The organism is Myxococcus sp. CA051A, assembly GCF_013336705.1.
GTDB lineage: Bacteria > Myxococcota > Myxococcia > Myxococcales > Myxococcaceae > Myxococcus > Myxococcus llanfairpwllgwyngyllgogerychwyrndrobwllllantysiliogogogochensis.
Window position 1 is genome coordinate 321,975 of record NZ_JABUMS010000002.1, and the last position, 23,268, is coordinate 345,242.

Here is a 23,268-nt window from a genome sequence, read left to right on the forward strand (position 1 = left end):
TGTGACGACTGGCGGCGCGGTCCGCGTCGACGACGCGGGGGACGGGTCTTCAAGACGTGCGAGAGGGCGGTGGAGTGGAGTCATGAGCAGTGAAAGTCAGGGGGCCCTGCCGGTGCGCTGGGGACCGCGCGCGGAGGCGCTGGAGCCGCTCGCCGTCATCGGCGTGGGAGAGGTGGCGCGCGTGCTCGCGCGACGGGCCCTTCGGGAGGACGACGCGAAGCTGGGGGCGTGGCGCGGTGTCGCGGGGCAGGGCGTCCTCGTGCTGCTGGGCGCGGCGGAGTCCCTGCCGTGGGTGGATGGCGCCCTGTACCTGGGCCGCGACAGCGCCGCGCCGTCACTGCTGCTGCCCTGTGCGCTCGCGCCGGACGTGGTGGCCTCGCTGCTGGAGCGTGCGTTGCTGGCGCTGGCGGGGGACACCGCCACGCAGCTCGCCGTGCTTCCTGGCTCGTTTCAGCTCGTCTCGGTGGCCTCGGCTCGGCCGGTGCATCGCCCCACGCTCGTCGCTTGGCTCGCGAGCGAGGAAGCCGGCGCGGGAAGGGAAGGGGCGTCATGAGCTCACTGCCTCCCGTGCTGCGCCCGTGGGCGGAGTCGCTCGCGCTGTTCCCCGAGGAAATGGCCACGCACCTGGGGCCGTTCGTGGCCCGGCTGTCCGCGGCCATGGGGGCGTTGCGCCCGCGCGGAGAGACCGCCGGTGGCGAGCCCCAGGGCTATGACGGAATCACCCGCCGGGGCTCGTTCGACCGGCTGCTCGTCAGTGAGTGGCTGTGGGCCCTGGAGGCTCCGGACGAGCTGGTGCGCCGCGCCGCCTTCGGGGAGCTGTCCTTTCTCAAGCCCGCCTTCCGTCAGCCGCAGGGCGCTCGCCGCACCGTCGTGTTGCTGGACGCGGGGCCCGACCAGCTTGGCAACCCTCGCATCGCACACCTCGCGCTGCTCATCGTCATGGCCCGCCGTGCCCAGGCCGCCGGGGCCTCCTTCGCGTGGGGCGTGCTCCAGGCTCCGCCCGAGCGGGGCACCTATTCCGAGGTGACTCCCAGCGTGCTGCTCTCCTGGCTCTCCGCACGCGACGTGGATCCACCCGCCGCCGAGCGACTCGCCGCATGGCATGAGGCCCTGTCCCTGGGCGATGCGCCGGAAGAGACGTGGCTGGTGGGGAGTGCTCGCCTCGCACGGCTGCCCGGTGCGGAGTCGATGTCCCGCATCGAGGTGACGGAGGTGCTGGCCCCCGAGGTGCGCAAGCTCACCGTGGACGTGCGTCCCGCTTCCCGTCCGGTGCGTTCAGTCGTGCTGGACCTGCCGCCTCCCGACGACAGCATTCGTCTGCTGAGAGACCCGTTCCAGAGTCGCGTCGCGAAGCCCGTGTCGATGGCCGGAGGCCAGAAGGCCCGCTCGTTCCACTTCTCGGCGGACGGCTTCCGGCTGGTGATGTTCCACTCCGACGGCGGCGTGTCCGCGATGGCGATTCCCGACTCGTCCAGCTCCACCGCGCCCCGACCTCGGCGCATGAGGCTTCAGCCCGGTCATCTGATGCTCGCCGCAGGGTGGCGCTCGAATGGCGGACTGCTCGCGTTGATGGAACGGCCGGACCGCTATGTCCTCCATGGCACGCTCAAGCCCCAGCCTCCCCGGGCCGACGCGGGTGAGCGGCGCCCGGTGTCCGAGCGGTGGACGCCGGGCCACGCGTCGGAGCTTCCCGTCGCGCACGGAGGCCCCGGCCGGCTGTTCTCGTGGAGGGACCGCGATGGGGAGTCGGTCCTGCTGCTGACGCGGAGCGGAGAGCTCTTCCTCGTCTACCTGGTCAAGGCCGAGCATCGCGTCGAGTTGATGGCGCTGGACAATTCGGTGACGGCGATGGCCCGGGTCCACGGCAAGCTCGTCTACGTCCGCAGTGGCCCCAGCGTTCGCGTGGGCACGGGGTTGCACAGCCTCTATCCCGTGTCTCCGTATCCGCCCAATGTCTGCAAGCCTGTCTACATCGCGCCCTCGGAGGGGCAGCCCTTGCCTTCGCGGACGACGCTCCATGTCGTGGGGCCGGACGCGTCGACGAGCACGGTGCTGGAGGCCCGGGGGGGGGAGGCCTTCTTCGGTCACGCCGTCGGAGTCAAGGTGCCTGGGGACTCGGGGTTGCTCGCGATGAGTCACGGGCCGAGAGTGTGGCGACTGTTTCTCGAGGGTTCTGTCCAGGACCTCCCGGTGCCTCAAGGCTTCCACGTGGTCGGCGTGGGATGCTGCCATGGCTCTCCAGGGCAGGCCGGGCTGGTGGTGCTGGGGCCGGATGAGCGCACCTTGTCGTGGTTCGGCGCGACCGGCCACCACGTGCTTGCTCAGGCCTCGGCTCCGGTGGTGCACGCGGAGCTCAGCCACACCACGTCGCTGCTCGGCTGGCTCACGCAGACCGGGGAGCTGGTGTTGCTGGACCTTCGTGACGGACACGTGCGCTATCGCGCGACGGCGGAGGGCATATGAGGCGCTTCGCCCACGCGAGGGCGGCGCCGCGTCAGCATGTGCACCGGGGCACGGTGAGTGCCTCGGCGTTCTGGTTCGACCCGGAGCTGCTCGGCGAGCAGGAGGCTCGGCGGCGGGTGATGGCGTTGTGGGCGCCGGGCGCGTCCGTGCTGTTCGTGGCGGAGGGTTATCTGCTGCGGCTTCACTGTGCTCAGCGGGTCTCGACGGGGTCGAGCCCGGGTCTGCCCCTCACGCTCGAAGGCGGTGTGCTCACCTCCGCGCCGCTGGCTGCCTCGGAGTGGGCGCGGTTGGGTGCGCCGCGTGACTCGCTCGTGCTCGTGCGAGCGGGCGTCGCCCGGGTCCATCCGCTGTCGAGCGCGCGGGTCGTGGACCTGTCCTCGTGGTTCGACGTGTCCGCGTGGACGGTGCTGCCCACGCGGAGCCTGGGCGCGCCACCTCCACCCGTGGCAGCCGCGGTGGAGCCCGTGGCGCCTGTCACACGCGCCTCCTTCGGTGGCTCCATTCCCGAGCCGTCCGATGAAGCACGGGTGGTGCTCGCGCGCATGGAGGGACGTGCGCCCCCTTCCGATGCCGTCGTGGCCGAGCGTCCTGGACTGCTGGCTCGGCTGCGCTCCGCATGGAAGGGACAGGCCGCCGAAGTGAAGGGGCCGGGCACGCGTCCTGGACTGCTGTCGCGACTGCGCTCCGCATGGACGGGACAGGCCGCCGAAGTGAAGGGGTCGGGCACGCGGCCTGGACTGCTGTCGCGGCTGCGCTCCGCATGGACGGGACAGGCCGCCGGAGTGAAGGGGTCGGGCGCGCGTCCTGGACTGCTGTCGCGGCTGCGCTCCGCATGGACGGGCCGGAGTGCCGCGTCGTCGGGCTCCAGCGGTGACGGCGTCGTCGCGCGCGCTGGAGTGTTGTCGCAACTGCGCGCCCTATGGGGGTCCGCATCGAAGGCGGAGACAGCGGAGGGTGAGGGTGGAGGAACAGGAAGCAGGTGGCTTGGCCGCCTCGCGGCGTGGCTGAGGAACACTCCCTCCACGGCGGGCGCGCTGCCCTCGGGTGAAGGCAAGGGCTCCTCCTCGTCGGGCTCGCGGCGCGAGGTCCTGGCTCCGAGGACTCCCTCCCTGTTGGGCCGACTGTGGGCGGCGCTCCGGCCGCGCTCGACGGCGAAGGCGGCGGGCGGTGGAAGTGGCGCTCGTGGTGGCCAGACGTCACCTCGGAATGCGGGGCCTCCTCCAGGCCCGGGGGCTCTGGCGCGCCTGTCTCAGTGGCTGCTGCGACACACTCCGCTGGGCGAGCTGCTCGGCCGGCGCAAGGCGGAGTACCTGCGTCGCCTCTTCGAGATGTTCGAGGGTGGGGACCTGCACGAGGCGCTGCGCCATGCCATCCCGTTGAATCAGAAGCAGAACGACGACACGCGCGAGGCGCTCGGGCTCCCGGGACCGCGAGAGGACCTCAAGCTCCAGCTCGGCCCGCGCGGCCCCGCCGCCACTTTCGCTGGAGGCGACGCGCTCTACGAGGCACTCCGGCAGCGCTACCGCGCGGCCTTGCAGCGCTTCGAGCGCGAGGGTCGCATCGAGGAGGCCGCGTTCATCCTCTCCGAGTTGCTCGGCGCGCACGAGGAAGCCGTCGCCTTCCTGGAGCGACACCGTCGCTTCAAGCTCGCGGCGGAGCTGGCCGAGGGGCGTGCCCTGGCACCCGGTCTGGTGGTGCGTCAGTGGTTTCTCGCGAAGGACCCACAGCGCGCGAAGGCCATCGCCCGGCGCAGCGGCTGCTTCGAGGACGCGGTGCTGCGCCTGGAGAGCACGCATTTCGCGGAGGCACATGAGCTGCGTCTGCTGTGGGGCCAGTCTCGCGCCGAGGCGGGAAGCTGGGTCCAGGCCGTCGAGGCCATCTGGCCGGTGCAGGCGGCTCGGGAGCAGGCGCGCGAGTGGATAGAGCGTGGCGTGGACGTGGGCGGCGTGGGCGGCGCGCGACTCCTGGCGCTGTGGGCGGGCTCGCTTCCGGGAGGACTCGACGCGGCGCGTGCCCGCGTGCTCGCGCTGCTGGACGACGACTCCCTGAATGGCGCGGCGGAGCGGCTGGCCTTCGCCCAGACGCTGGCGAGCGAGCCTCCCTGCGGAGTCCGCTCGGCCTTGCTCGTGCCCACCGTGCGCGCCCTCATGAGGGACAGGGCCCTGGTTCCGGCCCACTTGCCCACCGACTTCATCACCTATTTGCTCAGGGACCTGCCGGACGGCGCGCTGCGCGCGGACCTGCCCGCGCTGGCCCCCAAGGTCCCGTCCCCGTGGACCCGCTTCGTGGTGCAGGCGACCGCCTCGCTCGGGGACGCGGGGCCATTCGCCATCCATGACGCGGTGGTGCTCCCCTCGGATCGGCTGCTGCTCGCGCTGGGCGAGGCGGGCGCGGTGTTGCTGAGCGCGGAGGGCCGCAGGCTGGCGCACTTCGATGTGCCGGCCTTCTCCCTGGTCGCCTCCATCCATGGGGACCGCGTGCTGGCCATCGCGCGTCGGGGCGAGCTGCACCATGTGTCCCGCGTGGACGTGGTGCGGCGGCGGGCCACCGCGTGGTGCGACGTGGCCATGCACGCGTGGGCGCCGACGTATGACGGTGAGACATGGTTCGTCGCCTCGGAGCTCACGGTGATGATGCTGGACGCGCAGGCCGCCGAGCCGCGTGCCCTGTGGCGGGTGTCGAAGGTGCCTGGCCCCGTCGCCATGCTGGCCGCGGACGAGACACACCTGTGCTTCGTGACCACCGACGCGGAGTGCTGGGTCTATGCGCTGCAAGACGGCCCCACCCTGCGCTCGCGTGAGCCGTTCGTGGCCCTCGGCAAGGGTGTCTCCGCCGTGCTGCGCTCCTGCGCCATCACCGCCGATGGCGAGGTGCGCGCCTCCGTCCACTTCAGCGACCGCGAGTACCCTCGCCCTGGAGAGGCGGACTGGCTGTGGGTGAAGCCTCAAGGACCGCGCTTCGCCGCGCCGATGTCCGTGGTCGGTGAGTCCCTGGAGCGCGTGAAGTGCTTCCTCTCCGAGTCGTGGCGCGCGGAGCTGACGCTCTTCGACGGGGCCTGGCAGGTCCGCCTGCTCGACGTCAGTGAAGTCATGCGCGCGCGGCTCAACTTCACCTTCGAGGGGTCACCGACTCCCCAGGTCCGCCTCACCAACACCGCGCTGCTCATGTTCGACACACGGGGCAGGATGCTGTGGCTGGACCTGGAGTACGGCACGGTGCGCAACGTCGGCGCCGCGTGAGCCGCATCGGCCCCTGACGTCGGGGTTGAAACAAGATGTCGGAGGAGAGACTTGTTTCAGATACCTCGGCCCTCCTGTCCTGTCCGCCAGACCCCAGGCTTCGCGTTCGGTGGAGGACAACCCGGGCGTGACGCGCGACGCAGCGCCGGAAATCCAGATTCGCTGAAGTTGGAAGCGAACCAGTGTCATGGACCCATGGCACATCTTGATACGCGCGCCCGGGGTGGTCACCCTGAGTAGGACCATGGCTCTGCGTCTCCAGCTCTCTCCTCCTGCGTTGCGAACGCTCGACCGGTGTCCTGCCCCGGTGAGACAGAAGCTTCAAGGCGAGCTGGCCGAGCTGGCCGCGGGACTCCCGCTCGAGGGGCCGTTGTTGCCCGAGGAGGTGGGGTTGGTGGTGTTGGGCTCCGGCTTCCGCGTCCACTATCTGCTGGAGCAGGAGCACCGCCTGCTGCGGCTCACGGACGTGATGGCGCCGACGTCGCACTGAAGGACGCCGCGAACCCGGGCGGAAGTGTGGCCTGGATGGCGCATCGCTTCCGAGCGGTTGTCGAAGGGCGGGGGAGTGGCTAGACCCACGGCACGTCGTGCCCGGCCCGGAACACCCTCTTCGACACGCCCTTGCCCATTCCCCTGGCTGACTTCCTGATTCAAAACCGCGACACCATCCTGGAGGCCTGGGAGGTGGAGGTGCGCTCCATCCCCGCGGCCCAGGCCCTGACGCGCCCCGCGCTCCGCGACGGCCTGCCCGGGTTGCTGGAGGGCATCGCGAGGATGATGCGAAAGCCCCAGGCGGAGCTGGCCTCGGGGCTGAGCGCCATCAGCGACCACCACGCCCTGGAGCGCCTGGGCGAGGGCTTCGACCTGCGACAGGTCGTCACCGAGTACCGGCTCCTGCGCGGTTGCGTGCTGCGCCTGTGGTCCGCGCGAGGCCACGCCACGCTCCGCCCCGACGAGGAGCGCATCTTCCACGAGGCGATGGACGAGGCCGTCGCCGCCGCAGTCAGTCGCTACACGCGCGCCCGCGAGCGCACCATCCAGGCCCTGGACCGCATCAGCGCGGCGGCGCTGGGCAGCCCCGACGTGGCGGGCTTCCTGCCCCGGCTGCTCCAGGTGCTGTGCGAGACGGTGGCCGCCGTGGACGTGGCCGTCGTCCTGCTGCGCGACGGCGAGGACTTCCTGCGCGTGGAGAGCGGCGTGGGCGAAGGCGTGGACATCGGGGGGCTCGTGCCCATGGGGCAGGGCTTCGTCGGCACCATCGCCGCGACGCGCGAGCCCTTGCTGGTACACGACGCCAGCGGCGACGAGCGGGCCCACTCCGCCGTGGTGCGCACCTCCGACGTGCGCGCGCTGTACGGCGTCCCGCTCGTCTTGAACGACGTGCTCATCGGCGTGGCCCTCATGGGCAGCCGCGTCAGCACCGAGTTGTCCGAGGAGGACCTGCTGCTGTTTCGCGCCATGGCGTCGCGCGCCACCGGACTGCTCGCCCAGGGCCAGGCCCGGGACCGCGAGCGCGAGGCCCGCGCGGAGGCGGAGGCTTCCCTGAAGCGCCTGCGCGAGAGCGAGGCCGGCCTGCGGCGTTGGGAGGAGGTCTTCTTCCGCCTGGGGGTCGGCGTCGTCGTGGTGTCCGCCGAGGACGACACCCTGCTCGACGTGAATCCCGCCTTCGCGCGCATGCACGGAGCCTCGCCGGAGGAACTCATCGGCCAGCCGCTGGAGGCGACAATCGCGCCCGAGGCCCGGGGCATGCTCCCGCGCCACGCCGCCGCCGCGAACTCCAAGCCCTCGCACGAGTACGAGTCGCTCCACGTGCGCAAGGATGGCAGCCGCTTCCCCGCCTTCTCCCACGTCACGGCCTTTCGCGACGAGACGGGGAAGGTGTCGCGGCGCGTGGCCACCGTGCTGGACATCACCCAACGCCGCGCGGTGGAGACGGACCGGCAGCGATTGCTGTCCACCATCGAATCGGAGCGCGCGCGGCTGGCCGCCGTGCTGGAGCAATTGCCCGCGGGCGTCTTCATCGCGGACGCCGCCAGCGGCCGGCTGGTGCTCGCCAACCGGCAGGTCGCCATGCTCACCGGGCGCCCCTTCCAGCCCATGTCCAACGTGGACACGTTCGCCACCCTCTACGGCGCCTGTCATCCGGACGGGACACCCTATGCCCCGGACGCGTGGCCGCTGGCGCGCACGCTGAGCACCGGCGAGGTGGTGCAGGGCGAGGAGGCGATGCTGAAGCACGAGGATGGCCACACGCTCACCGTGCTCGTCTCCAGCGCGCCCATCCGCGACAGGGACGGAGAGCTCATCGCCGGGGTCGCCACGCTGGCGGACGTCACCGAGCGCCGCCGCGCGCAGGAGGCCGAGCTCCAGGCGGCCCGCTTCGGCGAGCGCCTCATCGCCATCGTCAGCCATGACCTGCGCAACCCCCTCAACGCCATCCATCTGTCCACCACGCAGCTGCTCCACAGCGAGGTGCTCGCGGAACGCGAGCGCCGCTTCGTCACGCGCATCGCCCGCTCCAGCGCGCGGATGACGCGGATGATTTCAGAGCTGCTCGACTTCACGCGCGGGCGGCTGGGCGGAGGCATCCCCATCCAGCGCACGCCGGGAGACTTGCGCGCGGTGGTGCGGCAGGGCGTGGAGGAACTGGAGGCCGCGTGGCCGGAGCGCACCCTGCGGGTGGCGGGGGGCTCCGGCCGGTATGACGGTCAGTGGGACGCCGACCGGCTGCTCCAGGTGGTGAGCAACCTGGGCGGCAACGCGCTCCAGTACAGCGCGCCGGACGCGCCCATCACCCTCACGCTGTCGGACCTGGGCGACACGGTGGTGCTGGAGGTCCACAACCCCGGCGAGCCCATCTCCGCCGAAGCGCTGCCCCACCTGTTCGACCCGTTCCGTCGCGCCACGAGCAGTCACCCCGGCAGCAGCATCAGCGGGGGCCTGGGCCTGGGCCTCTACATCGTCGAGCAGGTGGTGAAGGGCCACGGCGGCCACATCCAGGTGACCTCCACCGAGGCGGACGGCACCGTCTTCAAGGTGACGCTCCCGCGCGTGCCGCTCCCGGCCTGACGTGCCGGCGCCGTCAGCCCGCGTTCACCACGCGGGCGAGCGTCGCGCGCAGCTCCCAGAGGTCCACCGGCTTGGGCACCGCGGCCTGGACGCCCTCGGGGAGCGGCTGGCTGTTGCCCGCGCCGGACACGACGACGACGGGCAGGGCGCTCAGCCTGGCGTCCTCACGGACGTGGCGCATCAGCTCCCACCCGCTCATCACCGGCATCATCAAGTCCAGCAGCACCGCGTCCGGGCGGGGGAGTCGCCTCAGGCGCTCCCATGCCGTCTGGCCGTTGCCCGCCGTCTCCACGGCGAAGCCTTCCATCGTCAGGAACTCCTCCAGCAGCTCCCGGCTATCGGCGTGGTCTTCGACCAGGAGGACGAGGCTTGGCGTGCACATGGAGACTCAGACTCGTACCGAAGGGCCAGGGTCGCCAGCCGCACTGCGTCGATACGTCCACGTCACGACTGCGGGGATGTTCGCTAGCACACGCTTCCGGAATGGGACGTGGGCGGCGTTCAGCTTGCGGGGTCCTCCTCCGGCAGCAGCCTGTCCTCCAGCACCTCTTCGGGGGACTCACCGGCCTGCACGCGCAGCGCGGCGTAGCGCAGGCCCGTCACCTCCGCGAGGGCGTCCGCGCGACCGAACACCTGGCCGGCGCGGCGGGCGTACAGCCGCAGGGTGCGCGCCAGCTCCGCGCCGGTGCCGAAGCGCTCCTCGCGCTCGGGCGCCAGCGTGCCTCGCAAGAGCGGCTGGAAGGCCACGGGCACCGCGCGCAGCGCGTCCTCCAGGTCCTCGCGCGTGTAGGCGCGGATGCGGCGGCGCAGCTCCCGCGCGGCGGCCACGCTGACGGCTTCCTGCATGGCCGAGTCGAGCGCGTGCTCCTGCGTCGGCGTGTCCGACGACAGCGCCTGCTCGCGACGACGGCGGCGCTCCGCCTCGAACCGGTCCGCGCCCTCGAAGAGGTGTCGTCCGGTGAGCAGTTGGAGCAGCACCAGCCCCAGGCTGAACAGGTCCGCGCGTCCATCCAACGCCTGGCGCGCGACGTGCTCGGGGGCGGCGTAGGCGAGGCTGGTGGGATGCTCCTGTCCCTCGGGAGTGCCGGAGAGCACGGACGACGCGGCGCCGAAGTCGAGCAGCTTCACCGCGCCGTGCTCGGTGATGAGGATGTTGTGGGGACCGACGTCGCGGTGGACGACGCGCAGCGCCCGGCCGTGCTCGTCGGTGAGGGTGTGGGCGTGGTGCAGCGCCTCCGCGACCTCGGCGGCGACATAGAGGGAGAAGCCCTCCGTGAAGGGCAGGTGGGCGCGGCCGGAGGCCTCCATGAGCGAGTCCAGCCGGTGGCCGGGGGTGTGCTCGAAGACGAGCACGGGCGCCTCGTCCGGGCCCTTGAGGTCGTGCACGCTGACGACGTTGGGATGGTGCAGCAGCGCGGTGAGCCGGCCTTCCTCCCAGAGCCGGTGCGCGGCCTCGGCGCGCAGCGGGCGCTTGATGACCGCGTAGCCACCGAAGTCCGACTCGTAGCGGCGGCGCGCGAGGAGCAACTCCCCGTGGTGCGCGGCGCCCAGCGACTTGACGAGCTCATAGGAGGCGCGACCGGAGCGCAGCAGCACGTGCGGCTGGGCGGAGGCGTCGGACGACGGGGGCGACATGGCGACTCTCCTCGGACGAACGGACCCGATGGGCCCGCGGGCTCACTCGGAGAGTATGGTCGTCCTCCGGCGGGAAGTCACCTCCTGGGTAGTGTGTCTTCCATCCGCCGCTTCATGGCTCCGAGGCCGGCTTCATGAGCCCGTCCTGGCGCGCGTACTCGCGCACCAGCTCCACCTCGTCCAGCAGCCGCGGCGAGTCAGGGAAGACCTTCTCCGCGCGCTCCGCCAGCCGCAGCCCCTTCTCCAGGGACTCCTTCGTGCGCGTGTCGCCCAGGCCGCGCAGCATGCCGGCCCACGCCTGCTCCAGCGTCTTCAGGGCGTGGGACGAGCCCTCTTCCCACAGCGTCATCGCGTCGTCCTCGCGGCCCCGGATGACGTCCAGGAAGTAGCCCAGCTCCACCAGCGCGGCCGGGTTGCGGCGCGACACGGAGACGGACTGCTCCAGGAGCCGCTGCACCTCGGTGAAGGTGACCTCGGGGTCCACGCCCGGCTCCTCCGCCAGCTGGAGCAGTCGCGCCAGCTCCAGCAGCGCGGGCGCGAAGGTGGGCGCATCCCGCGTCAGCTCGCGCAGCAGGCGCAACTGCTCCGGGCTCGCGGGGGTGGCGTCGCCAGCCTCGCGGGTGGCCAACAGACGCTTCATCAGCTCATCGGCGGTGGGGTGCCCGGCCATGGTGGGTCCTCGGTCTTCGAGCAAGCACTGCTGTTCTGGAGGAACTTGCGGGCCACGTCGAGCCTCGCCTGCGCCGCCTCGCGCGAGGCTTCCGCTCCTGAACAGTTTTGAGGCTATGTCTTGATTTTCAGCTTTACGAATGGGAGGTGTCAAGCCGCGAAGTCGGGGCGCGGACGACCTGGAAGGAGGGGCCCACCGCGCGTGGAAGGTCCCATGTCACGTCCTGGACCTCCTGGGTTTCACGCGGGAGCCCCGTCATAGGGGGCTCGGCGGGATTCGGGGGGCGACGGTGGACGGGAAAAGAGGTGTGTCGGGGGGTAGGACGCGATATCAGGGAGGACCGGGAGACTACCCGGCATATCGGTATTTCGCCTGATGACTTGCTGGGTTATAAGCCCTGTCGGACACGCGTCCGAGGGCGGCCTGTGCCTGTGCAGGCCGGGGCCTCGGCCCGTACTCATAAGGTTGATGCGGTGAAGACCCACCCTGAAGGTTCCGCCTCCACCCGCAAGTCACCCCGGGCACGCCAGGGGCGGCCGAGCGACCGCGCCCGACAATCGCGTCAACAGCTGGAGCGGCGCCTGGCGGTGAGCGTTGGCGAGGAGGCGCGGTCGGCGCGGATGCGCGCGGGGCTGACGCAGGCGGATGTGGCCGAGCGCATCGGCATCGCCGCGGAGGTCTATGGGCGGATGGAGCGCGGGAAGATGATGCCCAGCGTGCCGACGCTGTTCCGCCTGTGTCTGGCGCTGCGCCTGTCGGCGGACGTGGGCCTGGGGCTCGTCACGGCGGCCTCGGTGGGCGCGGCGCTGTGGGAGGAGGACTCGCGGGACAAGGACCACCTGCCGGAGATGCGCCGCCTCCTGCGCACGCTGCGCCGCATGTCGCGTGGTCAGCTCAAGCTCGTGAACCAGGTCGCCGCCGCCATCCTGCCCCAGCGCTGAGCGCGGGGGGAGATCGCACCATCGGCGCGGACAGCGCGTGGCGGCCCGTCACGCGTGCTTCAGCGGCTTGGAAGACAGAGGGTGTCGGGTGGGCACCGCTCGGGGCCCATCGTCCCGAGCCGGGCGGGTTCCCGGAGCACGGCCGCGTCCTCGTGGGGCCCCGCCGTCTGCTCGGCGGTGAGCGTGGCCGGGGTCGAGGGAATCAAGCTCAGCGCCACCAACACCAGCAGCAACCCGAAGAGCAGTTGGAGCAGGCGCGCGCGCACGACATGGATGGACGGTGGGGCGATCATTCCGCACGCCCCCCGACGACAGACCACGTCCACGCAGCCGCCGCGTCCCCCACCGAGTGACTCGGCGGAGCCAGGGAGAGCAGGCGGGCGTCGCGAGGCGGAAACGCGGACAGCGGCAGGGCGGTGGACGCCAGCCGGCACCAGGACAGGGACAGACAAAGACTCATGACGCAGGGCTCCGGAGTGCGGGGAACTTGGTGAGCCCCCGTGCCCATGTCCTCCCTCCCTCGGAGACAAGGCGCGTGTCGGGTGCGTGACGTGGCGGGTGCGCTTCGTCCAACCCGGGACGGAGTCGAAGGTTTCGCGGTTGCTTCTGCTCTGCGGGTGACGGCTTCGCGGGAGGGGTGCTTGTCACCCTGCCCCGTCCCTGGCCTCATGCATCCAGGGGCCCTCGGGAACAGACGTGACGGAAACGATTCGGGGAAGGCGACGCGGAGGACTCGGCTCGCGCGCGCTCATCGCGGTGTGGCTGCTGGTGCTGCTCGTGCCGGTGCTCCCCGCGCATGCCCAGGCTCCGTCACCGCCGGATGGAGGCAGCGCGGATGCGGGCGTGTCCGCGGCGGAAGTCGGCCTCGCGCGCACGGACGCGGGCTGGGCGGTGGAGGTCGTCACGCCGGATGGAGGCGTGGCCGAGCCCGTCTTCATTCCCCCCGCGCTGACGCGAGACGCCCCCGCGCCCTATCCGCCCGAGCTCGCGTCGGAGCGTGTCTCGGGCGTGGTCCAACTGGAGCTGCTGGTCGACGACGCGGGGGAGGTCGAATCCGCCACGCTGGTGCGGGGCGTCCACCCGCTGTTGGACAAAGCCGCGCTGCACGCCGCGCCGTCCCTGCGCTTCTCGCCCGCCACCGTGGATGGACAGCCGGTGCCGGTGCGCCTCGCCTTCGAGTACCGCTTCGAGGCGCCCGTCGTCGCCGAGGATGCGCGCCCCGAAGGCCCCGTCACCTTGCGTGGACTGGTGCGCACCAAGGGCAACCGGCGCCCCGTCGTCGGTGCCACGCTGGTGTCGGACAGCATGCCGGACGCGCCGGTGCAGACGGATACGCAGGGACGCTTCGAGGCGCGCTGGCCCCCGGGAGGACATCGCGTCCGCGTGTCCGCGCCCGGCCACAAGCCCGGCCTCTTCCGCGAGGAGCTCGGGACGCAGGAGGCGCTGGAGGTGGTGTACGGGCTTGCGCCGCTCGTCATCAATCCCTACGAGACGGTGGTGCGCGGAGACCGCGAGCGCACCGAGGTCAGCCGCGTCACGTTGCACGACGCGGAGCTGCGCGAAGTGCCCGGCACCATGGGCGACCCGTTCCGCGTCATCATGTTGCTGCCGGGCGTGAGCAGCATGTTGTCCGGCGTGGCCTACCCCGTGGTGCGCGGCAGCCAGCCCGCGGCCACCGGCTACTTCCTGGATGGCATCCGCGTCCCCATCCTCTTCCACCTCTTCCTCGGCCCCGCGGTCATCCACCCGGACTTCATCGACGCCATCGACTTCTTCCCGGGCTCACCGCCGCCCCGCTACGGGCGACTGCTGGGCGGGGCGATTGAAGGCCGGCTCAGCAGGCCGCGCGATGACCGCGTCCACGGCAGCGCCTACGCGGACCTCATCAACGCGGGCTTCTTCCTGGAGACGCCGTTCGTCTCCACCGGCACCAACGTCAGCCTCGCGGGGCGCTACTCCTATACGCCGTGGCTCATCGCGCTCGCGGCCAACAAGCTCCAGGACCCGCCCCAGTCGGGCCGCCTCAACCCGAAGGTCATCCTCGACTTCTGGGACTACCAGCTGCGCGTGGAGCAGGACGTGGGGCAGGGCAAGCTGCGGCTGTTCGCGTTCGGCTCGTCGGACACGTTCGGCTCCGAGGCGCAGGACGAGTTCGGAGACACCGCGCTGCAGTCCATCATCTTCCACCGCGTGGACCTGCGGCACCGCCACCCGCTGGCCGGCGGCGAGTTCGAAATCGGCGCGACGTGGGGCCTGGACCGCTTCGCCGTCACCAGCAGCACCCCGCCGAGCGACGCGACGTCCGTCTTCATCGACCAGGGCACCTGGTCCGCGCGCCTGGGCTACACCGCGCCGCTGGACCCCAAAGTCACCCTGCGGCTGGGCGGCGACGTGGACCACAAGCGCGCCATCGTCGACTTCTACGAGCTGAACCCGGACGAGGAGACCGCCGAGTTCGCCCCGGTGGCGCTGGCCACCTTCCTGGGCGCGTGGGCGGAGCTGGTGTGGCAGCCCACCCCCAAGTGGTCCGTGGTGCCGGGGCTTCGCGTGGACAACTACCACCTGTCCCCGGGCATCGACCGCACCGCGCTGGAGCCGCGCCTCACCCTGCGTCACCAGCTCACCGACTCGCTCGTCCTCAAGGGCTCCGCGGGCCTGTTCCACCAGCCGCCCACTTCACTCATCAGCCTGCCCGTGGTGGACGTGGGCAGCCTGCTGTTGGGGCTGCAGGAGGGCGCGCAGTTCTCGTTCGGCGCGGAGTGGAAGGCGCTCCAGGGGCTGGAGCTGGGCATGGACGTCTACGTCAACCCGCTGGTGCGGACCATCGAGCTGACGCCCTTCTCCGACGAGGGCCTGGTGGATGACCCGGACCCGCTGCCCGCGCCGGACCAGGACCCGGGCATCCCGAACCGCGACGACATCAACTTCCCCGACTTCAAGAGCCACGGCCTCGCGTATGGCCTGGAGCTGCTCGTCCGCCATCCGCTGGGCGACAACTGGTTCGGCTGGCTCTCGTACACGCTGCAGCGCAGCGTCCGGCGCACGCGTTTCTACCGGTACGACGTGGAGGGCAACGTGCTGGGCGAGGCTTCCGCGGACCTGCCCTTCGCCTTCGACCAGTCCCACGTGCTCAACCTGGTGCTCAGCTACAAGTTCTCCAACAGCGTCACCCTGGGGGGCGTGCTGCACTTCAACACCGGCCGTCCGGAGTACGGAACGCTGGGCACGCAGACCCACCGCGCGGGACAGGACAGCTCCGGCAGGCCGTCGTGGGTGAAGGTGGACCGGGACTCCGTGGACCGGCTGCCGCCCTTCTTCCGCTTCGATGTGCGCCTGTCCAAGTCGTGGGTGTACGAGACCTTCAGCCTGGAGGCCTACCTGGACATGCTCAATGTCACCATCAGTCAGGAGACGGTGAGCTTTGAGTACGACGGAGGAGGCGGCCGACCGCTCTCCAAGGAGGCCGTGGGGCTGCCCATCGTCCTGCCCATCCTGGGCGCGAAGGGGCGATACTGAACCTGGCGAGTGATGGATAACGCACGCTTGCCGTCTCTCCCCGTGAGCGACCCCGACAAGCAGACTGCTGGCACGGTTTGATTCCGGGCCGAGGAGTGTTGATGGGAGCCGGCCTGCCCTCGGGTCGGATGGACACTCCCAGGCTTCGACGGTGGACCGCCCCGACATCCAGGTGAAGACTCCATGTTCCACGAAGGGATAGCGACGATGGCGGAATGGTTGCGGTGGCGGGGAACGCCCCCACATGGCGCGGCGGGCGCTCAGGGGGGCTCGAGCGCCTCGCAGTCGCCGGACGCGTCCCCCGACAGCACCGGCCTCGTGGGCGTTGAAGCTCCGGGCGTGCTGCTGGTCGACGACAACCCCGCCAACCTGGTGTCGCTGGAGGCCATCCTGGAGCCGCTGGGCGTGCGGCTCGCGAAGGCGTCCTCCGGAGAGCAGGCGCTGCGCTTCCTCCTGCGCGAGGACTACGCCGTCATCCTGCTGGACGTGCGGATGGCGGGGATGAACGGCTTCGAGACGGCCTCCCTCATCAAGCAGCGGGAGCGCACCCGCAACGTCCCCATCATCTTCCTCACCGCGTACGGGCGCGATGACTCGGAGCTCGTCACCGGCTACTCCACCGGCGCAGTGGACTTCCTGCAGAAGCCCTTCCCGCCGGAAGTGCTTCGCTCGAAGGTCACCGTCTTCGTGGAGCTGTTCCGCGCGCAGCACCAGGTGCGCGCGCAGGCGGAGCTGTTGCGACAGAAGGAAGCGGAGGCGCGCGAGCTGGCGCACCGCGCGGCGGGCCACATCGACCGGCTGCGCGACTTCACCGCGCGGCTGTCGGAGGCCAGCACGGTGGCGGAGGTGTGCCGCGCGCTCTTCGAGCAGGGGTTGGTGGCCGCGGGCGCGAAGGCGGGCGCGGTGAACCTCCTGAATGACGAAGGGGACGCGCTCGAAATCGTGGACGCGGTGGGCTACCCCGAGCAGGTGCTGGCCAAGTGGCGCCGCATCCCCCTGTCCAACCCGGTGCCGCTCACGGAGGCGGTGCGCGAGCAGCGGCCCATCTGGCTGGGCTCATTGGAGGACTGGCAGGGGCGCTATCCGCACCTGAATGCGTACGGCATCCACGAGTCCGCCATCGCCCTGCCGCTGCTCGTGAAGGGGCGGGCGCTGGGGGCCATTGGCCTGTCCTTCGCGCGGGCGCGGCTGTTCACGGAGATGGACCGGGCCTTCTTCTCCGCGCTGGCGCACGCGTGCGCGCAGGCGCTGGAGCAGGTGCGCCTCATCACCGAGGAGCGCCGCGTGCACGAGGAGCTGCGGCGGCGCTCGGAGTTCGAGCAGCAGCTGGTGGGAATCGTGTCGCACGACTTGCGCAACCCCCTGGCGGCCATCTCCATGTCGGTGGGTCTCCTGGAGAAGAAGGGCGAGCTGTCCGACATGCAGCGGCGCACGGTGCAGCGCATCGGTCAGGCCAGCGAGCGCGCGGCGCGGATGATTCGCGACCTGTTGGACTTCACCAAGGCGCGGCTGGGCGGCGGCATCGCCCTGCACCGAACACCCACGGACCTCCGGGAGGTGGTGACGCAGGTGCTGGACGAGGTGCAGGGCGCCCACCCCGGCCGGCCCGTGCAGGTGGACGTGGCGCCGGACGTGCGGGGGGAATGGGACCCGGACCGCATCGCCCAGGTGCTGACCAACCTGCTCTCCAACGCGCTGGCCTACAGCCCGCCGGAGGCTCCGGTGCGGGTGCGCACGTTCGCGGAGGCAGGCCAGGCGATGGTGAGTGTCTACAACGGTGGGGACCCCATCCCGCCCGAACTCATGTCGCGCCTGTTCGAGCCGATGACGCGAGGCATGCTCAAGGAAGGCCAGTCCAGCCGCAGCATCGGCCTGGGCCTCTACATCGTCCGGGACATCATCCGCGGCCACGGTGGCAGCGTGGACGTGGTGTCCTCGCAGGAGGACGGCACCACCTTCACGGTACGCCTGCCCCGGCTCCAGGACTGAGGAGGTGGGTGTGATGCCTTCCTGCCCCGTGGGGCAGTGGCGGGTGTCGCCCACGGTGCACTTTGCTCCCGGAAGCGGGAGGGGCGGGGGGCGAGCCGGTCCGGGCGTCGGGGGTGGGGGAGGACGTGGCTTGAGCCACACAGTGCTTACGGGTGAGCACTGCGGCAATCGCTGTACCCGAGGACAAGTTCGCGACACCTCGGACATGGCACTCTCTACCAACGCGTGTTCCGCGCCCCAGTCTCCGCACGTGGACTGGAGGGGTGCTGGGCGCCGGGGGGAAGTCGATGGTGAGCCTGTCGTCGTTGCCAGGGAATGCCCTGGCACGGTCGCTCCATGCCGGAAGTCCCGCACCGTGCATGCGCTTGGAAGCGCTGCGGGGACCGGCGGGCGAGGTGCTCGACTTCCAGTGGTCGTCGCTCAACGCGGCGGCCGAGCACTTCGTGCATGACTGGGGCGTGCCCTCCTGTGTCTCGCGCTGGGTGCAGCAGGGCTTGCGCGGCGTGGAGCTGGAGGCGTGCGTGCGGGTCTGGGCCACGGGCGTGCCCCTGTCCTCGACGTTGCGCCTGTCCTGCGACGGGCTGGACGCGTGCTTCCAGGTGGTGGGCGTCAAGGAGGCCGACGGCCTGGCGCTGTGGCTGTTGGAGCCGTCACCGGAGGACGCGGCGGGGCTGCGCGACGCGCTGGAGCGGGAGCGGGAGGCCCGGCGGCGCGCGGAGGGGGCGCTGGAGAACACCCGGGACGTGCAGGCCCGCGAGGAGCTCTTGCGGCTGGCCCTGTCCAAGGCGCGCATGGTGGCGTGGGAGTGGACGGAGGCGCGGCGCGTGGTGACGTGGTCCCAGGACGCGGACGCGTTTTTTGGCCAGGCGCCAGCAACGCTGGGCACCTCGCTGCCGAGCTTCCTGTCCTGTGTGGTGGTGGAGGACCGGCACCGCGTCGCGCGGGGAATCGAACAGGCGCTGGCGGTGGACGGGGCCTACACGCTGAAGTTCCGCTGTCGGCACGCGGACGGCACCACGCACTGGTACGAGGCGGTGGGACAGAGCTTCCACGAGGCGGAGCGGCCGCACCGCATGGTGGGCGTGGTGGCGGACTGCACCGAGCGCGAGCAGGCGGAGTCCGCGCTGCGGGAGGCGGAGGAGCGCTACCGGCTGGCCGCTCGCGCCACGCATGACGTGCTGTGGGACTGCGACCTGGCGACGGGGCGCGTGCGCTGGGATGCCGGACAGGAGGAGCTGTTCGGCTACGGACGCGACGCCGCGGACCATGAGCTGGGCTGGTGGACGCAGCGGCTGCACCCGGACGAGCGCGACGCGGTGGCGGACGGCCTGCGCGACTTCGTGGCGTCCACCCGGGACGCGTGGCAGGCGGAGTACCGCTTCCTGCGCCATGACGGAAGCTGGGCCCATGTGTTGGACCGGGGCGTGCTGTCGCGTGACGCGGCGGGCCGGCCGGTGCGGATGATTGGCTCGATGATGGACATCACCGAGCGCAAGCACGCGCTGGAGCGGCTGGCGGAGGAGGCGGAGTTCCGCGAGCGCTTCATCGGGATTCTGGGCCACGATTTGCGCAACCCCCTCAACGCCATAACCCTGTCCGCCCGGGCCCTGCGGCGCCGCGCCCCCATCAGCTCCACCCAGCAGCAGATGGCCCAGCGCATCGAAGCGTCCGCGGAGCGGATGGGCACCATGATTTCGGACATCCTCGACCTCACGCGGGCGAGGCTGTCCGGCGGCATCCCCCTGCAAGTGGCGCCGGCGAATCTCTCCACCGTGTGTCAGCAGGTGGTGGAGGAGCTGTCCGCGGTCCATCCGGACCGCTACATCGCCTTCGACGTGGACGGCCGCTGTGACGGGCTGTGGGACGCGGACCGGCTGGCGCAGGTGCTCAGCAACCTGGTGGGTAATGCGCTGGAGCACGGCGCCCAGGACGCACCCGTGCTGCTGCGGTGTCTGGATTATGAGACGCGCCAGGTGGTGGAGGTCCACAACCCCGGCGCGCCCATTCCCGCGCCGCAGCTGGCCACGCTGTTCGACCCGTTCCGTCAGGCCGGCGCCGCGCGCGAGAAGGGCCGACGACGGGGTGGGCTGGGACTCGGCCTGTTCATCGTCCGGGAGATTGTCCACGCGCATGGTGGCAGCGTGGACGTGCGTTCCTCGGAGCTGGACGGCACGACGTTCACCGTGACGCTGCCGCGCGACGCCCGCCGCGCGGCGCGGTGATGTTTCAAGAACGTCTCGCGGTGTGTCACGGCCAGTGAATCATCGTCAACCGTGAGTCGATACACGGCTGAATCGTCAGCCGTTTCACGATGTCCCTGTCTGACGCACGACCCCAGCGGAAGAATTGCACGTGGGTACACCTGTCGCTCCTGGCGAGAAGCACTACCCGTTGTCTTGGCCGCGAGAAACCGCGCGGTCACCCCCAACGCGGAGACAGTCCCATGCGCCAGTGCTTCAGCCGTTTCGAGTCCCGTCCTTCCTTCCTTCGAGAACTGACGGCGTGGGGGTTGCCCGCGCTCTTGAGCGTCACTATCGGATGTGGCCCCGCGGGGATGGGTGATGGCGAGCCGAACGAGTCGACAGGCACCCACGAAGAGGGGCTGGTCTCGACGAATGGCTTGTCGACGAACGGGCTGAGCACCAATGGCTTGTCGACGAACGGGTTGAGCACCAATGGCTTGTCGACGAACGGGTTGAGCACGAACGGGCTGAGCACCAATGGCGTGTTCAATACATGGTTCAGCGCCAATCCAGCCCAGGCGGAAATGCTGATGAAGTATGTCGCCCGCTGTGCATTGTCGCCCACGCAAACACTGTCGTACACCCATGGCGGAACGACGTACTCGTGGCCGGGCTCGTTGGGGCTGGCGCCGTCGTGGACGGGGAGCGTGGCGGGCTCGCAGCCGCAGCCCGCGTCGGTGACGGAGCAGCAGGTGGTGTCCGCGTGCCTGGCGGCGCATGCGAACAAGTTCGGCGTGCACGTGAACATCTCCGTGCTGGGCAAGGGCGCATCGAACGTGGCGATTCCCTCCACCCCGGAGGAGCTGCAGTTGTTCAGCAAGCCGGAGGCGTGCTTCTTCGGCAACCTCTTCGCCAATGAGGGCCTCTTCGCGGCGAACGACACCAGCTACCTGTCCTATGACGAGAGCACGGTGCGCACCTGCGGCCTGTCGTCCTGGAGTGGTGACGCCGCGTGTGCGCCCGCGATTGCGCACGTGGGCAACTGCCTGGACCACTGCCAGGCGGACCCGTTGCGCGGCGGGTTCTACAAGAGCTGCACGTACAACGGGAAGCCGTACCGCCCCATCAGTACGCGCATCCGTCCCCAGGACATCTACCGGTGCGGCGACGGCGTGTGCCAGATTTCCGAGCAGTGCGGCACGGGGACCGCCGCGAACAACTGCGCGTCGGATTGCGGCGCCTGCCCGTAGTGCGAGCAGGCTGACCTGGACCCGCGGCTCCCCGCGCCGCGAGGTGTCACCAGGGCCGACCGGCTGACGGGCGGCGATATGTTCGGGAGTCGTTGGCGTTCCCGCCCCGAAGGACCCTGGGGCGCGTGTGCATTCCCGCCGCGACAACATGCCACACGGCGTTTGCTCCCCGGGGCTGGTACCCCTGCAGTCCGTCGCGGTGCGCTCCTCGCATCCGCCCCGTGGAGGTCGATTCGATGAACGCCGTCCGGAAGCTCGCGTCCTGGGCCCTCGTGCCCGCCCTCCTGCTCCTGCAGGGCTGCGGTGATGACGAGAAGAGCGACAAGACCTACACCGTGCGTTTCAGCCCCCAGGTGCGACAGGAGGCGCTGACGTGCGGCGGCAGCTACCCGGATATCGGCACGTCGCGGGGCGTCATCGAGCTGCTCGACTTCAAGATGTACCTGCGGGACGTCACGCTGGTGCGCGCCAATGGCGAGCGCCACGCGCTGAAGCTCGCGCAGGACGGGACGTGGCAGCGCGATGCGATTGCCCTCCTGGACTTCGAGGATGGCACCGGGACGTGCGCCACGGGCAGCCCCGAGGTGCGCCGCGAAGTGGTGGGCACCGCGCCGGAGCATGACGACTACACGGGCCTGGAGTTCAAGGTGGGCCTGCCGCCGGAGAAGAACCACCTGGATGCGGAGGCCGAGCGCGCGCCGCTCAACGTGGCGCCCATGTGGTGGAGCTGGCAGGGGGGCTACAAGTTCGTGGCCCTGGACGTCCGCTCCCGCGCGAACGAGAGCTTCTACTTCCACATGGGGGCCTCGGGGTGTCGGGGCTCGGTGCCGGACGGCTTCACCTGTGCGGCGGACAACCAGGCGACCATCACCCTGGCGGGCTTCGACCCGGAGGCCAATCAGGTCGTCCTGGACCTGGCGGGGCTGTACTCGGAGCTGGACGTGAATCGTGTCCCGGATGGAACGACGGACATGATGCCGGGGTGCATGTCGGGGGCGACGGACCCGGAGTGCCCGGGGTTCCTCTCGCAGTTCGGCCTGACCGCGGATGGCCGCCCCAAGGCGCTGCCGACGACGTTCTTCCGGGTCCGCTGAAGCCCTGTCCCGCGGCGAGTGAACGAGGAGTGCCAGATGTTCCGCGCATGGAAGGTGAGCGCCGCGCTGGGCGCGTTGTTGCTGGTCGGCTGCGGGGGCGATGAAGGCTCGCCGCCTCCCACGCCCTATGCGTGGAAGCTGCCCGCGGGCTTCCCGGAGCCCTTCGTTCCGGCGGACAACCCCATGTCGGACGCGAAGGTGGAGCTGGGGCGCCACCTGTTCCACGACAAGCGACTGTCGGGCAACGGCACCATGGCGTGCGTGAGCTGCCACGAGCAGGCGCGGGCGTTCTCGGATGGGAAGCCGACGCCCCGGGGCTCCACGGGGGACCACGTCGCGCGCAACTCGCCGGGGCTGGCGAACGTGGCCTATCTGGCCACGTACACCTGGGCGAACCCGCTGCTGGAGACGCTGGAGACCCAGGCGCTGGTGCCGCTGTTCAACGAGTTCCCCACGGAGCTGGGTGTGACGCCCCGGCTGGAGGAGGTCTTCCAGCGGCTGCGGGACGACGTGAAGTATCCGGAGCTGTTCCGCGCGGCGTTCCCCGACGCGGCGGAGCCGGTGGACCGGGAGACCATCGTCAAGGCGCTGGCGTCGTTCCAGCGCACGCTCTTGTCGGGCGGCTCGCCGTATGACCGCTATCTGCAAGGGGAGCGGGAGGCGCTGACGCCGGAGGCCCGGCGGGGCATGGAGCTGTTCTTTGGCGAGCGCGCGGAGTGCTACCACTGTCACAGCGGGAGGCACCTCTCGAACTCGTTCCGCTCGAAGGACTCTGTGCTGCCGAACATGCAGTTCTTCAACAACGGGTTGTACGACGTGGACGGGAAGGGCGCGTACCCGTTGGACAACCCGGGCCTGTTCGAGTTCACCCAGCGGGCGGAGGACCAGGGGCGCTTTCGCGTGCCGCAGCTGCGCAACGTGGAGCTGACGGCGCCGTACATGCATGACGGCAGCATCGCCACGCTGGAGGCGGTCATCGACCACTATGTGGCCGGTGGGCGCAACGTGACGGAGGGGCCGTTCGTGGGAGATGGACGGGCGAACCCGAACAAGGACCCGCTGGTGCGGCCGTTCGAGCTGACGGAGTCGGAGCGCGCGGACCTGGTGGCGTTCCTCAAGAGCCTCACGGATGTGGAGTTCACGCGCGACGCGCGGTTCGCGAACCCGTGGGAGTGATTGCGGGGTTGGCTGCGGGGTGAGGAGCATCGCGTGGCCAACG

The 23,268-nt window shown here is 70.7% G+C and carries 16 protein-coding genes; 12 read left to right on the forward strand and 4 right to left on the reverse strand.

All coding sequences use genetic code 11. The annotated features are described in order from the left end of the window. Nucleotides 1-82 precede the first annotated feature (82 nt). The 5 genes from HUA74_RS06745 (at nucleotide 83) to HUA74_RS06765 (ending at nucleotide 8,771) form a co-directional block, all read left to right on the forward strand. Nucleotides 83-553: a hypothetical protein gene (locus tag HUA74_RS06745; RefSeq protein ID WP_174453877.1), complete on the forward strand. Its 471-nt coding sequence runs from the start codon at nucleotides 83-85 to the stop codon at nucleotides 551-553. Next, nucleotides 550-2,463: a hypothetical protein gene (locus HUA74_RS06750; RefSeq protein WP_174453878.1), complete on the forward strand. Its 1,914-nt coding sequence runs from the start codon at nucleotides 550-552 to the stop codon at nucleotides 2,461-2,463. The genes HUA74_RS06745 and HUA74_RS06750 overlap by 4 nt, the downstream gene beginning before the upstream one ends. After that, nucleotides 2,460-5,702, forward strand: coding sequence for a bpX6 domain-containing protein (locus HUA74_RS06755; protein WP_174453879.1), 3,243 nt, complete (start codon nucleotides 2,460-2,462; stop codon nucleotides 5,700-5,702). Before HUA74_RS06750 ends, HUA74_RS06755 begins: the two co-directional genes overlap by 4 nt. A 244-nt stretch (nucleotides 5,703-5,946) precedes the next feature. Next, the gene (locus tag HUA74_RS06760) at nucleotides 5,947-6,192 is read left to right on the forward strand and encodes a hypothetical protein (protein WP_141640468.1); all 246 of its coding nucleotides are present in this window, start codon (nucleotides 5,947-5,949) and stop codon (nucleotides 6,190-6,192) included. A gap of 131 nt (nucleotides 6,193-6,323) precedes the next feature. Then, the gene (locus HUA74_RS06765) at nucleotides 6,324-8,771 is read left to right on the forward strand and encodes a PAS domain S-box protein (protein ID WP_174453880.1); all 2,448 of its coding nucleotides are present in this window, start codon (nucleotides 6,324-6,326) and stop codon (nucleotides 8,769-8,771) included. Nucleotides 8,772-8,784: 13 nt separating this feature from the next. Here the strand turns inward: HUA74_RS06765 and HUA74_RS06770 are convergent, their stop codons facing one another. The 3 genes from HUA74_RS06770 to HUA74_RS06780 all read right to left on the reverse strand — a co-directional run bounded on the left by HUA74_RS06770 (nucleotide 8,785) and on the right by HUA74_RS06780 (nucleotide 11,076). Then, nucleotides 8,785-9,153 (reverse strand): response regulator, encoded by a 369-nt coding sequence (locus HUA74_RS06770; RefSeq protein ID WP_174453881.1) that lies wholly within the window; start codon nucleotides 9,151-9,153, stop codon nucleotides 8,785-8,787. A gap of 119 nt (nucleotides 9,154-9,272) precedes the next feature. After that, nucleotides 9,273-10,406, reverse strand: coding sequence for a protein kinase (locus HUA74_RS06775; protein ID WP_174453882.1), 1,134 nt, complete (start codon nucleotides 10,404-10,406; stop codon nucleotides 9,273-9,275). Between the two features lie 112 nt (nucleotides 10,407-10,518). Beyond that, nucleotides 10,519-11,076: a hypothetical protein gene (locus tag HUA74_RS06780; RefSeq protein WP_141640472.1), complete on the reverse strand. Its 558-nt coding sequence runs from the start codon at nucleotides 11,074-11,076 to the stop codon at nucleotides 10,519-10,521. 569 nt (nucleotides 11,077-11,645) lie between these two features. Between HUA74_RS06780 and HUA74_RS06785 the strand changes: the two genes are divergently transcribed. Continuing rightward, nucleotides 11,646-12,017, forward strand: a complete 372-nt coding sequence (locus tag HUA74_RS06785) for a helix-turn-helix domain-containing protein (protein WP_046716786.1) — start codon at nucleotides 11,646-11,648, stop codon at nucleotides 12,015-12,017. Between the two features lie 59 nt (nucleotides 12,018-12,076). On the opposite strand, the gene HUA74_RS06790 is transcribed toward HUA74_RS06785, so the two are convergent. After that, nucleotides 12,077-12,310, reverse strand: a complete 234-nt coding sequence (locus HUA74_RS06790; RefSeq protein WP_141640473.1) for a hypothetical protein — start codon at nucleotides 12,308-12,310, stop codon at nucleotides 12,077-12,079. 475 nt (nucleotides 12,311-12,785) lie between these two features. Here HUA74_RS06790 and HUA74_RS06795 point away from each other — a divergent pair, with 475 nt between their 5' ends. The 6 genes from HUA74_RS06795 (at nucleotide 12,786) to HUA74_RS06820 (ending at nucleotide 23,225) form a co-directional block, all read left to right on the forward strand. Continuing rightward, nucleotides 12,786-15,533 carry a TonB-dependent receptor domain-containing protein gene (locus HUA74_RS06795; RefSeq protein ID WP_371817219.1) on the forward strand — a complete coding sequence of 916 codons (2,748 nt, stop codon included), beginning with the start codon at nucleotides 12,786-12,788 and terminating at the stop codon, nucleotides 15,531-15,533. A gap of 207 nt (nucleotides 15,534-15,740) precedes the next feature. After that, nucleotides 15,741-17,522, forward strand: coding sequence for a hybrid sensor histidine kinase/response regulator (locus tag HUA74_RS06800; RefSeq protein WP_174453883.1), 1,782 nt, complete (start codon nucleotides 15,741-15,743; stop codon nucleotides 17,520-17,522). Nucleotides 17,523-17,881: 359 nt separating this feature from the next. After that, complete coding sequence (locus tag HUA74_RS45475) at nucleotides 17,882-19,744, forward strand: sensor histidine kinase (RefSeq protein WP_254624957.1); 1,863 nt, start codon at nucleotides 17,882-17,884, stop codon at nucleotides 19,742-19,744. Nucleotides 19,745-19,965: 221 nt separating this feature from the next. Beyond that, on the forward strand, nucleotides 19,966-20,955 hold the full coding sequence (locus HUA74_RS06810; RefSeq protein ID WP_141643196.1) for a hypothetical protein: 990 nt from the start codon (nucleotides 19,966-19,968) through the stop codon (nucleotides 20,953-20,955). 236 nt (nucleotides 20,956-21,191) lie between these two features. After that, the gene (locus tag HUA74_RS06815) at nucleotides 21,192-22,049 is read left to right on the forward strand and encodes an MbnP family copper-binding protein (protein WP_141643195.1); all 858 of its coding nucleotides are present in this window, start codon (nucleotides 21,192-21,194) and stop codon (nucleotides 22,047-22,049) included. 36 nt (nucleotides 22,050-22,085) lie between these two features. After that, nucleotides 22,086-23,225, forward strand: a complete 1,140-nt coding sequence (locus HUA74_RS06820) for a methanobactin export MATE transporter MbnM (protein WP_174453884.1) — start codon at nucleotides 22,086-22,088, stop codon at nucleotides 23,223-23,225. The last annotated feature ends 43 nt before the right edge of the window (nucleotides 23,226-23,268 follow it).